Annotated in this window: 9 protein-coding genes; 1 reads left to right on the top strand and 8 read right to left on the bottom strand. The window is 63.2% G+C overall.

What is annotated here, in order from left to right:
• Positions 1 to 54 precede the first annotated feature (54 nt).
• From ttcA to MSG32_RS15965, 6 genes are all read right to left on the bottom strand, one after another.
• Positions 55 to 1,020, bottom strand: coding sequence for a tRNA 2-thiocytidine(32) synthetase TtcA (gene ttcA, locus MSG32_RS15990; protein ID WP_082388814.1), 966 nt, complete (start codon positions 1,018 to 1,020; stop codon positions 55 to 57).
• Positions 1,021 to 1,248: 228 nt separating this feature from the next.
• On the bottom strand, positions 1,249 to 1,470 hold the full coding sequence (locus MSG32_RS15985; RefSeq protein ID WP_043333792.1) for a hypothetical protein: 222 nt from the start codon (positions 1,468 to 1,470) through the stop codon (positions 1,249 to 1,251).
• A gap of 532 nt (positions 1,471 to 2,002) precedes the next feature.
• On the bottom strand, positions 2,003 to 2,647 hold the full coding sequence (locus MSG32_RS15980) for a 3'-5' exonuclease (protein WP_131432712.1): 645 nt from the start codon (positions 2,645 to 2,647) through the stop codon (positions 2,003 to 2,005).
• Between the two features lie 28 nt (positions 2,648 to 2,675).
• Positions 2,676 to 4,646, bottom strand: a complete 1,971-nt coding sequence (locus MSG32_RS15975; RefSeq protein WP_248380666.1) for a DUF294 nucleotidyltransferase-like domain-containing protein — start codon at positions 4,644 to 4,646, stop codon at positions 2,676 to 2,678.
• Positions 4,647 to 4,798: 152 nt separating this feature from the next.
• Positions 4,799 to 6,601: a sodium:solute symporter family protein gene (locus MSG32_RS15970; RefSeq protein ID WP_248380664.1), complete on the bottom strand. Its 1,803-nt coding sequence runs from the start codon at positions 6,599 to 6,601 to the stop codon at positions 4,799 to 4,801.
• Positions 6,602 to 6,691: 90 nt separating this feature from the next.
• Positions 6,692 to 6,949, bottom strand: coding sequence for a DUF4212 domain-containing protein (locus tag MSG32_RS15965; protein ID WP_043333789.1), 258 nt, complete (start codon positions 6,947 to 6,949; stop codon positions 6,692 to 6,694).
• Between the two features lie 553 nt (positions 6,950 to 7,502).
• Here MSG32_RS15965 and MSG32_RS15960 point away from each other — a divergent pair.
• Complete coding sequence (locus MSG32_RS15960) at positions 7,503 to 11,501, top strand: NahK/ErcS family hybrid sensor histidine kinase/response regulator (protein ID WP_248380662.1); 3,999 nt, start codon at positions 7,503 to 7,505, stop codon at positions 11,499 to 11,501.
• 154 nt (positions 11,502 to 11,655) lie between these two features.
• On the opposite strand, the gene MSG32_RS15955 is transcribed toward MSG32_RS15960, so the two are convergent.
• Together MSG32_RS15955 and MSG32_RS15950 are read right to left on the bottom strand one after the other, a co-directional pair.
• On the bottom strand, positions 11,656 to 12,318 hold the full coding sequence (locus tag MSG32_RS15955) for a response regulator transcription factor (RefSeq protein WP_043333788.1): 663 nt from the start codon (positions 12,316 to 12,318) through the stop codon (positions 11,656 to 11,658).
• 228 nt (positions 12,319 to 12,546) lie between these two features.
• Positions 12,547 to 13,515: a DMT family transporter gene (locus MSG32_RS15950; protein ID WP_248380653.1), complete on the bottom strand. Its 969-nt coding sequence runs from the start codon at positions 13,513 to 13,515 to the stop codon at positions 12,547 to 12,549.
• Between the last annotated feature and the right edge of the window lie 250 nt (positions 13,516 to 13,765).

Genomic DNA, 13,765 nt, shown 5'->3' with positions numbered 1-13,765 from the left:
CTCCGCAAGCGAGGTGGCGTTCATGATGTCTGACGACGGCCAGGGGCGCGTGGCTTACAGCTCATGCCCCAGCGAGGCCGCCGAGTCGGCCAGCGGCTTGACGCGGCGCTCGGCCTCGAACAGATCATCGGCCATGCCGGCCTGCTCGGAACTCATGTCCAGCGCATCGATGCGCGAGGCCTGGAAGCGGTCACGCTGCTCATCCAGGCCGGCGAAATCGAACAGGTCACGGTCTGCCAGATGTGACGGCGCCACCGAGGTAACGGCATGAAACATGGTTTCCAGCCGCCCCGGATGCTTCTTCTCCCAGTCCTGCAGCATCTCCTTGACCACCTGACGCTGCAGATTCTCCTGCGAGCCGCACAGGTTGCAGGGAATGATCGGAAACTCGCGGGCGTTGGAATAGGCCTCGATATCGGACTCACGGCAGTAGGCCAGCGGGCGAATCACGATATGGCGCTGGTCATCGGAGAGCAGCTTGGGCGGCATCGTCTTGAGCTTGCCACCGAAGAACATGTTCAGGAACAGCGTCTCGAGGATGTCATCGCGGTGGTGGCCGAGGGCGATCTTGGTCGCGCCGATCTCGGCGGCGAAGCCATACAGCGAGCCGCGACGCAGGCGCGAGCACAGCCCGCAGGTCGTCTTGCCCTCCGGCACCTTCTCCTTGACGATGGAATAGGTATCACGCTCGAGGATGTGGTACTCGACGCCCACCGACTCGAGCCATGCCGGTAGCACATGTTCCGGGAAGCCGGGCTGCTTCTGATCGAGATTCACTGCCACCAGCGTGAACTGCACCGGCGCATTGCGCTGCAGGTTCATCAGGATATCCAGCATGGTGTAGGAATCCTTGCCCCCGGACAGGCACACCATCACCTTGTCACCATCACGGATCATGCCGTAATCGGTGATGGCGGTACCGACATTGCGCCGCAGGCGCTTCTGCAACTTGTTCAGTTCGCGCTTGGCAGTGGCCGCATCAGTGGGGCTGGACGAAAGCTCGCTATCGGGTGTGAACATGGGGCATCAGGCTGGCAGTTTGGAAGGGCGCACAGTCTAGCATTGGCCAGTAGACGGTCACAGAGGCAGCGTACTTCAGGCGGGGGTGCCTGCCCCTGTCGGGCCAGGTGGCGTGACGCCGACGCAAGATACGCCAACGCCCGCAGTCAGCGGGCGTTGGCGTGTGGCATGCGCCGTGGGGAACAGCGGCGCTTGCGCGGACTTCCTGCAAGCTAGAAAAGGCGCAGGCTAGAACAGGCGCAGCACTTCCAGATAGCGGATCACCACCCCGCCCAGCATCACGAGGATACCGAAGCGTTGCAGTCTGAATTCAAGCGCAGTGAGCGCAAGCTTGCGAGACCAGAACATCAGCACACCGCGCATGTCCTGAGTCCGGCGAATATAGAGGCCGTAGGCAAACAGCACGATGGCCAGGCCAAGAATCAACAGCGTATTGGTCGCGATCAGCATGTCGCACCTCGTGGGCAAGTACCCCTGAGTCATAAGGAAGGCAATCGTGGGCGGATGCCTTATCTGAAGCCGGGCCCCGAGCAGATGCCCGGGGCCCGACAGTCATCACCTGGCGCAGTGATGACGATCCTGAAGAGAATGATGCCGTCCTCAGGCCTGACAGAGGCTGGCTGACAGCAGGTCCTTGTCACGCATGGCCTTTGCTCGCTGTCGCCGCTTCATTATGGTTATCAAAGCTGCTCGGTCTTGCATCCTGCATGGCTTGGCCGTCCTGCTGGCCGGTAGTGCACTGGCGTGTAATCAGAGTCGACCTCACGCCGCAGTGGGCGTGTCGTATGGGTGCCAGTGTGGACAAAGGCAGTGAGCCCGGCCATTGGACATTCCGGCAACAGACCTTGGAATAATAGCCTTGAGGATGATGTCGGCTGATGAGGCGTCTGATACCGGGCGTGACACGCATCCAGCACCTACTCAGCGCCTGCCCAGGCCCCTGACACAAGCCCCTGCCATAAGCTCCTGACATAAGCCTCGCTCAGGCCTGACTGGCCAGCGAGGGCGACAGCGGTGCCTGCATCAGGCGCTGCGCCATCAGCGCACTGGTCACGGCGTCCCCCAGCGCGCTGTGGCGACCGATCACCGGCACGCCCAGGGCATCAGCCATCGCCTCGAAGCGCAGGTCCGGGGCGGCGTCCGGCTGCTCATGCTTGCAGCGCCGGGCGTAATCGCGCGCCAGATCGTGACGCTGGTTGGGCAGATCAAAGCCGAAGCGTGGCCGCAGGTGACGGTTGATCACCGCGACATCGAAGTCGATGCACCAGCCCACCAACGGACGATTGCCGATGAACTCCAGCAGCTGTCGCAGCGCATCGCCCAGCGCTTCTCCGCCATGCAGATCGATACCGCGCAGACGATGGATGCGGATCGAGTCGCCCTGCAGCCCTTGCGGGCATTGCAGGTAGAGTGACAAGGCGCTGGAGGTATGGATATGGCGCGCATCGAAACGCACCGCCGCCAGCGAGACCAGCTCGGCGTGGCCGACATCGAGACTGGTGGTCTCGCAGTCCAGCGCCACACGCTCCCCGCCCCGCTCGGCGGCATGCCAGGGACGAAAGAGCTCGGCAAACTCGCCCTGCGCATGACGACGACGATCACTGGCGCGTCTCAGTTGTTCGAACATGCCACCTCCCCTCGGCCCTGAGGCCGGTTCAGTATTCCAGGTGATAACGATGTGACAGGCGCTGTTTGAAGTCCTTGACCCGACTCAGGGCATCGCGCAAAAGATCACGCTCCAACGAGGACAGCGACTGGGTGATGATCAGGTTGCGACTCCCCGCCTCACGCGCCGCCGTGGTCTTGTCCTGGCCATCCCTTCGCGAGTCGCTGGCCCGGCCGACGGCAGCGCCATGTTCGTCCTCTTCCAGATGGCGCAGCTGCTGGCGCAGACGCAACTCGGCAAACAGGGACAACGCCTCGGCAAGGTCAGCGCTGTCGCTGGCCTCGATACGCCCATCACTGACCAGCGCCTCAAGCCGCGCGAAGGTGCCGGTGGCCATCACTCCGCGTTCCAGCGCCATGGTGCGAACGCCATGCACGATGGGGAAGATGCCGCCCTTCTTGATATCGATGCCGTGTCGCGGCGAGCGCAAGGAGCCGAACAGCGTCAGCGGGGTCGAGAAATGCAGCGCCGGGCGCGCGAAATGCGACAGCAGCAGCTCATCGCGCGTGGCGTGGCGCACCAGGTGTCCGCGCAAGCTGTCGACCAGCGCTTCATTGCCGCCGCTGGCGCGCGCATCGAAGACGATGGCCAGATTCATCAGCGCCTCGCCATCGCGCCCGGCGCACCAGCGTGCGATCTTGCCGCGCCAGCGCGACTCGGTGGCGACCCACTCCGGATTGGAGACCATGATGTTGCCCGGGCATGGTGGATAGCCGAGACCCGCCAGGGCGTCACTGAAGCGCTGCAGGGTGTCCTCGTTTTCGGGCCACTGGTGGCCATCGGCGATGATCAGCCCATTGTCCTGATCGGTCTTGAGGATCTGTTCGCCGCGCCCTTCACTGCCCATCAGCATCAGGCAACTCGAGGTCCGGTGCTCCTCCTCCACCAGCATGGCGAAGGTGCGCTCGATCAGGCGCCCGTTGAGCGCACTCAACAGCGCCATGGCATGGCGCATGTGGACTCCCTGCATCGCCAGCGCCCTGACCATTTCCGGCAGACGCGCACTGGCCTGCTCAAGCGCCGCCATATCAGAGGCGCGCTCGATCTCGAGACTCACCAGCTGACTGCGATTGGAGAAGAACCCCAGCACGTCGGTCAGCTCGATGACCCCGACGACCGCCGCGTCAGGCGTCAGGCGCTCCTTGACCACGACCCGCGCGACCCGGTGGCGGGTCATCTGCACCAGCGCCTGGAACAGATACTCCTCCGCCGTGACCGCCACCAGCGCAAAGCTGCCCAGCGAGGCGAGCGGATGATTGGCAGCCAAGCCCTGGATCACCAGCGCATTGAGCAGGTCCGTGCGTGTCACCACGCCCTGACGGCCCTCGACAGAGATGATCAGGCTGTCCGCCCCCGCCGTCTGCATGGCCTTGACGCCCTGCTCGATACTGGCGCTGGCCGCCAGCTTGAGCGGCGGACGCATGCAGTCCATCACCCGCGCCAGCATGAAGCCCGCCTGGTCGCGACTCGCGCCCTGACGGGTATCACGCTGCGCCGCCAGCAGCCGCGCCTTGTCGCTCAGGCTGTGCTGGAAGTACTCACCGAAGGCAGGACACTCGTCGCACAGCGAGAAGAACAGCTGTGCGGGCAGCTGATAGCACAGCGTCTCCTGCTCACAGACGAAGCGGGTGCGGCAATGGCCATTGAGCAGCGTCAGCGCCCCGAACAGGTCCCCCGCGGTGTAATGACCGATGCGCAGGCTGACCCAGGCATCCAGCCCCTCGCGCTGCGCCTTGTCGAGCGTGGCGGCGTCCGGCAGTGTCGAATCGGCGGCCAGTTCCGCCACCTCGCCCTTGTGAATGATGTAGACCGCCTCACCGACGGCCCCCGGCACCAGCGGCTGCGCCAGCGCCTCGAAATAGTGAAGGTCCACCCCTTCGGCCAGCCGTTGCCGAAGACGCTCATCCAGCAGACTGAACGGCGGCTCCTCGAACGCGATATCCACCAGTGACGCTTGCATGACAGCGACTCCCCTCTGCGCGTGCAGCGCTGATCGATGCACGAGCCCTCAAACCACGAGGCCCCGCCTGCAGGTGCAAGACGGGGCTTCGGGAAACGGGGGCCTGTTCGCGCCGATGCTGCGTGCTGCGCGAACAGGCCCTGCTGCCTGAATCAGTGATCCACTGCTGTTCCGGCCCCGCGCGGAACACGAATGTCCTCGACGATATGCTGGATGTGCTCGGGCGGCGGCGGAGTCATCTTGCAGACGATGACCGCGACGACGAAGTTGAGCACCATGCCCAGCGAGCCGATCCCCTCCGGTGACACACCCAGCAACCAGTTCTCGGCGCTGTTGAGTTCCGGCGAGATGAACTTGAAGTAGACGATGTAGCTGAAGGTGAAGACCAGGCCGACCAGCATGCCCGCGATGGCACCTTCCTTGTTCATGCGCTTGGAGAAGATCCCCAGCAGGATGACCGGGAAGAAGCTCGATGCCGCAAGCCCGAAGGCAAAGGCCACCACCTGCGCCACGAAGCCTGGCGGGTTGATACCGAAGTACCCGGCGATCACGATGGCCACTGCCGCCGCCAGACGTGCCGCGACCAGCTCCTGTTTCTCGCTGATGTCCGGCTTGAAGGTCTTCTTGAGCAGGTCATGCGAGATGGCCGACGAGATGACCAGCAACAGACCGGCCGCCGTCGAGAGTGCTGCCGCCACCCCACCCGCCGCCACCAGTGCGATGACCCATGCCGGCAGGTTGCCGATCTCCGGGTTGGCCAGCACGATGATGTCGCGGTCGATGTAGACCTCGCTCTCGTTGTCGGTGGGCGTGTTGCTCACCAGGCGCTGACCGTACTCACCGCGGGCTGCCTGGCTGTCGGCGCTGCCTTCGTAGCTCGGCTTGCCCGCGAAGGGATCACCGCCACGCATCTGGATGATGCCGTCGCCATTCTTGTCGACCCAGCCGATCAGCCCGGTGTTCTCCCAGTTGTAGAACCAGCCCGGCAGCTCCTCATAGGCCGTCTCGTTGACGGTCTCGACCAGATTCACCCGCGCGAAGGCACCCACGGCCGGCGCAGTGGTGTAGAGCAGTGCGATGAAGAACAGCGCCCAACCGGCGGAGATACGCGCATCCTTGACCGTCGGCACCGTGAAGAAGCGCACGATGACGTGGGGCAGGCCCGCGGTACCGCACATCAGCGCGGCGGTGATGAAGAAGACATCGATGGTGGACTTGGAACCCTCGGTGTACTCGCGGAAGCCGAGATCGGTCACCACCTGATCAAGCTTGTGCAGCAGATAGACGCCGGTGTCATTGCCCTGGGCATCGACCAGGGTGCCGCCGAAACCGGTCTGCGGCAGCACGTGGCCCGTCATCATGATCGACAGGAACACCGCCGGCACCAGGAAGGCGAAGATCAGCACGCAGTACTGGGCCACCTGGGTATAGGTGATGCCCTTCATGCCGCCGAGTACCGCATAGAAGAAGACGATCGCCATGCCGATCACCACGCCGACGTTCACATCCACCTCGAGGAAGCGCGCGAAGACGATGCCGGTACCGCGCATCTGGCCGGCGACATAGGTGAAGGAAATGAAGATGACGCAGACCACCGCCACGGTGCGCGCGACGCTGGAGTAGTAACGGTCACCGACGAAGTCCGGCACCGTGAACTTGCCGAACTTGCGCAGGTACGGCGCCAGCAGCATGGCCAGCAGGACGTAGCCGCCGGTCCAGCCCATCAGGTAGACGGAGGCGTCATAGCCGACATAGGCGATGATGCCCGCCATCGAGATGAACGAGGCCGCCGACATCCAGTCAGCGGCGGTCGCTGCCCCGTTGGCGATGGGGTGAACGCCACCCCCGGCGACATAGAATTCCTTGGTGGAACCGGCTCGCGACCACACCGCGATCCCGATATAGAGCGCAAATGACGCGCCCACGAACAGATAGGTCAGCAGTTGAACATCCATTGGCAGTGTCCTTGGCGATGTCGATCATATTGTTCTTATTCACACAACGGCGCGTCACGACGAGCGGCCTGTGCCCGGCGTGTCACTGACTCACTGCTCGTGAACATCGAAGCGCTCATCGAGCTTGTTCATCGAACGGGCATACAGAATGATCAGCGCGAGGAAGAAGTAGATCGCTCCCTGTTGCGCAAACCAGAAGCCCAGCTTGAAACCGAAGAACTGGATGTTGTTCAGCACGTCCACCAGCAATATCCCGCATCCATAGGACACCACGAACCAGACCACGAGATAGCCCATGATCAGTTTGATATTGGCGGACCAATACGCCTTGGCATTCGCTTCCTTCATGATGGTGTTCTCGCATTGTTATTGTGATTGGCGAAGTGGAGTGATTGGCGATCCGGAGATCGATGACCACCCGTCAGCGGATGATCCTTTCTCGGCGGTTGATGGGTATTTCCTGCGCTTTTCAAGGCATGACAGGAAACTTGGCGACTCGAATCTGACAGTAGACAAGGCCCTGCAACGCTGCAGGCTGACTTTAGTCGAGAATGTCAGCCATCCCTGATGGAGCATAATTGAGAACGATACAATTCATTTGAAATCAACAAGTTGATTCATATCCTAAAGATGCAATCCCTTGGTCTATTGGCCAAATGGGCGAAGAATGATCGGCGAAAGCTTCGGCGTATTGCGCGCATGACATTGGCCGATGCCGGAAAACAGGCCCGTTGTGCAGACGCCATTTACCGCTTCTTGAGGGCAGCCAGCGAGGCGTCTGCATGGCAATGGATGACACAGCCTCTTCCCCACGACTCTCAAGACGCCGAGTCTGTCATGCACAATGCTTGGGACTCGTGGCGGGGCTGCGTAGAATGGCGCTTCCAGAGAGGAGAGCGACATGTTCCAGGGTTGGTGGCTGATCGCAGTGGCACTCGCATATATCGCGGTGCTGTTCACGATTGCATGGCGGGGGGATCGCAACGCCAAGAAACACGGGTCGCCGAATCGGCGCCCAGCGGTCTACAGTCTGGGGCTTGCGGTCTACTGCACCAGCTGGACCTTCTACGGTAGCGTCGGGCAGGCCGCGACCAGCGGCTGGAGTTATCTGAGCATCTTCATCGGGCCGATTCTGGCCTGTCTGCTGTTCTGGCCGATCCTGCTCAAGATGATTCGGGTCGCCAAGCGCCAGAACATCACCTCGATTGCCGACTTCATCGCCTCGCGCTACGGCAAGACACAGTCGCTGGCGGTGTTCGCCTCGCTGGTGGCCCTGGTCGGCACCCTGCCCTACATCGCCCTGCAGCTGAAGGCCGTCTCGAGTGCCTATCAGGTACTCACCGACACCAGCGATGTCACGCGAACCGCCTGGCTGGGCGATACCGCCTTCTATGTCGCGGCGATCATGGCGCTGTTCGCCATCCTGTTCGGCACCCGCCACACCGACGCCACCGAGCACCATGTCGGCCTGTTGCAGGCGATCGCCTTCGAATCGCTGGTCAAGCTGGTCGCCTTCCTGACCCTGGGCGTCTATGTCACCTGGGGCATGTTCAATGGCCTGGGCGACCTGTTCACCAAGGCCGATACCTATCTGGAGCTGCAACAGCAGCTGGAGACCCAGACCTTCGGCACCGGCTTCTGGGCCCAGACGCTGCTGGCGATGCTGGCGATCTTCTGCCTGCCGCGTCAGTTCCACGTCGCGGTGGTCGAGAATACCCACCACGATGACGCCCGGCGTGCGCGCTGGATGTTCCCGATCTATCTGGTCGCCATCTCCTTCTTCGTGCTGCCGATCGCCGCCGCCGGCCTGACCATGTTCCCCGACGGTTCGGTGTCACCGGACAGCTTCGTGCTGGCGCTGCCGATGGCGGCGGACCAGACCTGGCTGACCCTGCTGACCTTCATCGGCGGCTTCTCCGCCGCCACCGGCATGGTGATCGTCGCCGCCGTCGCGGTCTCGATCATGATCTCCAACGAGATCGTGATTCCGCTGTTGTTCCGCCTGCGCTGGTTCGATACCGAGGCGCGCGACTACAGCCATATCGTGTTGCTGGCGCGTCGTCTGACCATCGTGATGATCCTGGCGCTGGCCTACGGCTTCTATCTGCTGATCGCCGAATACAGCACCCTCTCGGCCATCGGCTTGCTGTCGTTTGCCGCCGTCGCCCAGTTCGCGCCCTCGCTGATGGGTGGCCTCTACTGGAAGCGCGGCAATCGCCTCGGCGTCATCGTCGGCCTGAATGTCGGCTTCGCGGTCTGGGCCTGGACCCTGCTCGTGCCGGCACTGGCACAGGCGGGCCTGATGCCGGCCGAGATCGTCAACCAAGGGCCGCTGGGCATCGACTGGCTGTCGCCGCATGGCCTGTTCGGCTTCCGCTTCAATGACCCGCTGACCCACGGCGTGATGCTGTCGCTCGGCCTGAACCTGTTCTGCTACATCTTCGTCTCGCAGATGACGCCGCAGCGCGTGGTCGAGCGCATCCAGGCCTCGCTGTTCGTCGACAGTGTCGAGACCCGCCAGACCAGCGTCTCGCGCCCCTGGACCGGCTCCACCTCCGTCTCGGACCTGCGCGTCCTGTGCGAACGCTTCCTCAGCCACGAGCAGGTCGAGCGCGCCTTCGAGGACTACGCACGCCGCAGCGGCCAGCCGCTGGAGCTGCATGCACGCGCCTCCATCGACCTGATCCAGTTCACCGAACGCTTCCTGGCCTCGGTGCTCGGCGCCTCCTCGGCACGCATCGTCGTCAACTCGGCGCTGCAGGGCCGCGGCATCGGCATCTCGGATGTCATCTCCATCGTCGATGAAGCCTCGCAGGTGCTCGAATTCAACCGCGCCCTGCTGCAGGCGACCATCGAGAACATCCACCAGGGCATCAGCGTGGTCGACCAGCACATGCGCCTGGTGGTGTGGAACCAGCGCTACCTGGACATGTTCCGCTTCCCTGACAACCTGATTCGGGTCGGCGCTCCCATCGATCGCATCTTCCGCTACAACGCCCACAACGGCGAATACGGCCCGGGCGACCCCGAAGAGCACGTCGACCAGCTGCTGGATGCCATCCGCAACGGCGAGCCGCACCGCTACGTGCGCTATCGCCAGGATGACAGCGTGATGGAGATCCAGGGCAATCCGATGCCCGGTGGCGGCTTCGTCTACACCTATCAGGACATCACCCAGCAGAAGCGCACCGAAGAGGCGTTGATCCGCTCGGAAAACAACATCCGCATCTACACCGACAACGTGCCGGCGCTGATCGCCTACTTCGACAAGGAGTGTCGCTACCTCTTCACCAACCGTGCCTATGAAGCGGTGATGGGCATCGACCGTACCGCCGTGATCGGCGAGCCCGCCGAAGAGGCGATGCCGGAAGACATCTATCGCCAACGCGCGCCGTGGATGACGCGCGCGCTGTCAGGTGAGCGGGTCTCCTTCGAGATCTCGCTGGAAGCCCCGGAAGGCGGCGTGCGCTACATGCTGGTCACCTATACGCCGCACTTCAGCACCAAGGGCAACATCCTCGGCTTCTTCGCGCTCTATCAGGACATCACCGAGCGACGCCTGGCGGAGATCGCCCTCAAGGAGACCAACGAGAACCTGGAAGAGCGCGTGCGCGTGCGTACCCAGGAGCTGTCACAGGTCAACGAGGCCCTGCGCACCGAGAACCGCGTGCGCGCCGAGGCCGAGCAGGCACTGCGTCAGGCCAAGCAGCTGGCCGAGGATGCCAACGCCTCCAAGACTCGCTTCCTCGCCGCGGCCAGCCACGACCTGCTGCAGCCACTGAATGCGGCGCGCCTGTTCACCTCCGCCCTCGCCCAGCAGGTCGAAGGCGAGATGAAGACCACCACCAATCACATCGACAACTCGCTGCAGGCCGCCGAGGAACTGCTCAGCACCCTGCTCGACATCTCCAAGCTGGATGCCGGGGCACTGGCGCCACGCCGCAGCGTGTTCCGCCTCTCCGACATCCTCAAGCCGCTCAAGGCCGAGTTCGAGGTGATGGCGGAAGATCGCGGGCTGGACCTGAAAGTGGTGATGACGCAGCTGGCGGTGGATTCCGATGGCCAGATGCTCAGACGCATCGTGCAGAACTTCCTCTCCAACGCGGTGCGCTATACCCGTCAGGGTCATGTGCTGCTGGGCTGTCGCCGTCTGGGCGATCGCATTCGCATCGAGGTCTGGGACACCGGCCCCGGCATTCCCGAGTCGAAGCTGACCGAGATCTTCCAGGAATTCCGGCGTCTCGATCAGACCGAGCGTCACAAGGAAAGCGAGAAGGGTCTCGGCCTGGGACTGTCAATCGCCGAACGCATGAGCCGGGTGCTCGACCACCCGATCACGGTGCGCAGCTGGGTCGGCATCGGCACCGTCTTCGCCGTCAGCGTGCCGATCAGCAAGGAGCTGCCGGCGGCCGAGCTGCCGGATGCCGTGCCGGCTCGCAAGCGCGCCGGCAACAAGCTGACCGGCACTCGCGTCCTGTGCATCGACAACGAGAGCCTGATTCTCGAGGGCATGAAGGCGATGCTGTCCGGCTGGGGTTGCGAGGTGTTCACGGCGACCTCGATCGGCGGCGCCAAGTCGGTGATCCGCAACCTGGATGGTGATCCGGATGCCATCCTCGCCGACTACCACCTCGACAACGAGGTGACGGGCCTGATGGCGCTGGACGCGCTGGATGAACGTCTGGCGGGCTCGGTGCCGGGCATCGTGATCACCGCCGACCGCACCGATGAGGTCGCCGAGGAAGTGCGCCGTGCGGGCTATCACCTGCTGCTCAAGCCGGTACGACCCGCCGCACTGCGTGCGCTGCTGACGCGCACCCTGCAGGCCAACCGCGCCGAGAAGCACACCAGTGGCACGAGTGATGCTCCCGACGCCGCGACGGATGACCCAGCCCCCTGATCAGGCGAGCTGGCCTGTCGCTCTTTAGACCCAGCCTGTCGCTCTTTAGACCTGGTAGAAGCAAAAAGCCCGCCCTGTCAGCGACAGGGCGGGCTTTTTGTGGCTTGAAGGCGCGACTCTCGAAAAGAGCCTCAGCTCAAGCGCTGACGCAGGATCAGGAGCGGACTTTCGGCGGCTCGACTTCCAGACGCTGGGCCGCGATGACGGCCTGGGTGCGCGAATGCACGCCCAGCTTGCGCAGAATGGCGGTCACGTGGGCCTTGATGGTGGCTTCGGACACATTCAGCTCATAGGCGATCTGCTTGTTGAGCAGACCTTCCGTCAGCATGTTGAGCACGCGGAACTGCTGCGGCGTCAGTGACGCGATCGCCTCGGCGAAGCGCGATTCATCTTCGGAAGACTCGCCCATGGCCTCGGCGATATCCGTCGGCAGCCAGACTTCACCTTCGAGGATCTCGCCGATGGCTTCGGCGATGACGTCGAGGCTGGCGGACTTGGGAATGAAGCCGGAGGCCCCATAATCGATGGCGCGGCGCACCACGTAGGGCTCCTCGCTACCGGACACGACCGCCACCGGGATGTCCGGTGTCTGGCCACGCAACTGGATCAGACCGGAGAAGCCGTGGGCTCCCGGCATGTGCAGGTCCAACAGGATCAGGTCGGCATCGGGATGGCGGGCAACGACTTCGTTGGTCGCTTCCATGCTGTCAGCCTCGACGATCTCCGCCTGGGAGGCGACTTGTCTAAGCGCCTGGGTCAGTGCGGCACGAAAGAGCGGGTGATCGTCTGCAACGATGAACTTCTGGGCAAAGGCCATTGAGTCTCCTCCAAAACCCCGATGGTGATCATCACCGACCTTCCTGGCCGGTCAACAATCGCCGTTATTTTCTGGCATGTTACCCCATAAAACGTGCGTTTAACAAAGCAGCCCACCATCGGAAGATGTACTGATGTTTCGCTCGGGGAACACGAGTATCGCACGGATTGATGCCCGGCGAGCGAACAATCCGTGCGCTGATTCTGACAGCATCCTGGGGATGGTGAGTCAGACAACCCTACCCGCAACGCGACTGGCATGCCAGCCGATCAATGCGACACCGGCAATCAGCACGAAGCCGATCAGACTGGCGATATCCGGCACCTCCCCCCAGATGGCCCAGCCCGCCAGTGCCGAAAACACGATGGTCAGATAGGAATAGATCGACACTTCCCCCGCCGGTGCGAGGCGATAGGCGGTGGTCATCAGAATCTGACCGCCGGCCGCAAAGATGCCGATGCCCAGCAAGGCCAGCGCCTGAGGGCCGCTCGGCATCACCGGATTCATCAACATCGGCACCAATGTCACCACACTGGAGACCAGCGAGAAATGCAGCACGATGGTCGCCGAGGCCTCGCGCCCTCTCATCGCACGGATGAGCGTATAGGCCGCCCCCGCCAGCATTGCCGAACCCAGCCCGACCATGGCGGGCAACAATGCCTCCACGCCGCCCTCGGCAAATGCCAGTTGCGGCTTGATGACCAGCGCCGCGCCAGAGAAGGCGACCAGCATGCCGACCAGCCGCCAGCCACCAAGGCGCTCGGCCAGGAAGAGGCCGGCGAACAGGCTGACGAAGAACGGCGATAGCTTATTCAGAATAGTCGCATCTGCCAGCAGCAGATGATCGATGGCGTAGAAGAAGCTCATCACGCCGCCGAGCCCGATCAGTGACCGCGCCATCAGCATCGGCTGGTGGCGCCAGTGGCCCAGCAGACGCGCGCCCGCCATGCGCACCATCACCACCGCCACGCCGAGACTGACCAGGTTGCGCACGAAGACCTTCTCGAACAGCGGCAGGTCGCCGCTCAGCTTGACCATCGCTCCCATCAGCGCGAACGAGATCGCCGACAGGCACATCAGGATGACGGCGCGAGGACGATTCTCGCCCTCATTGGACGACGCGGCGGCGGGAGAACTGGCGGGAGAACTGGCTGGCTGAGAGGCGGGGCAGGATGCATCCGACTTGCCTGCTGACATGGGGGCGGCCTTGATCATGAATTGATTGGGGAAATGCGCAGCGAGGCGCGAATGGACTCCGCGGGCACATGCGCTGTCGCATCATTATCAAGCCAGCGCCTCCTCGATGGCCAACCTTTCACGTCTCGCACAGCGCAAAAGCGCGGGCCAGGAATACGAACAGACAGATGCCCCCGGACAGGCGCACAAAAAAGCGCGGGAGCCAGGCTCCCGCGCTTCGCTGTCGCTGCGTGTCTTGTCAGGCCTCGAT

Source organism: Cobetia sp. 1CM21F (genome assembly GCF_023161745.1).
In the GTDB taxonomy this organism is placed as follows: Bacteria; Pseudomonadota; Gammaproteobacteria; order Pseudomonadales; family Halomonadaceae; genus Cobetia; species Cobetia amphilecti.
This window is presented reverse-complemented; position numbering and strand designations above follow the sequence as displayed.

Bases quoted from the DNA above. Each gene is read 5' to 3' on its own strand.
- ttcA (WP_082388814.1), bottom strand. From the start codon at position 1,020: ATGTTCACACCCGATAGCGAGCTTTCGTCCAGCCCCACTGATGCGGCC.
- MSG32_RS15985 (WP_043333792.1), bottom strand. From the start codon at position 1,470: ATGCTGATCGCGACCAATACGCTGTTGATTCTTGGCCTGGCCATCGTG.
- MSG32_RS15980 (WP_131432712.1), bottom strand. From the start codon at position 2,647: ATGTTCGAACAACTGAGACGCGCCAGTGATCGTCGTCGTCATGCGCAG.
- MSG32_RS15975 (WP_248380666.1), bottom strand. From the start codon at position 4,646: ATGCAAGCGTCACTGGTGGATATCGCGTTCGAGGAGCCGCCGTTCAGT.
- MSG32_RS15970 (WP_248380664.1), bottom strand. From the start codon at position 6,601: ATGGATGTTCAACTGCTGACCTATCTGTTCGTGGGCGCGTCATTTGCG.
- MSG32_RS15965 (WP_043333789.1), bottom strand. From the start codon at position 6,949: ATGAAGGAAGCGAATGCCAAGGCGTATTGGTCCGCCAATATCAAACTG.
- MSG32_RS15960 (WP_248380662.1), top strand. From the start codon at position 7,503: ATGTTCCAGGGTTGGTGGCTGATCGCAGTGGCACTCGCATATATCGCG.
- MSG32_RS15955 (WP_043333788.1), bottom strand. From the start codon at position 12,318: ATGGCCTTTGCCCAGAAGTTCATCGTTGCAGACGATCACCCGCTCTTT.
- MSG32_RS15950 (WP_248380653.1), bottom strand. From the start codon at position 13,515: ATGTCAGCAGGCAAGTCGGATGCATCCTGCCCCGCCTCTCAGCCAGCC.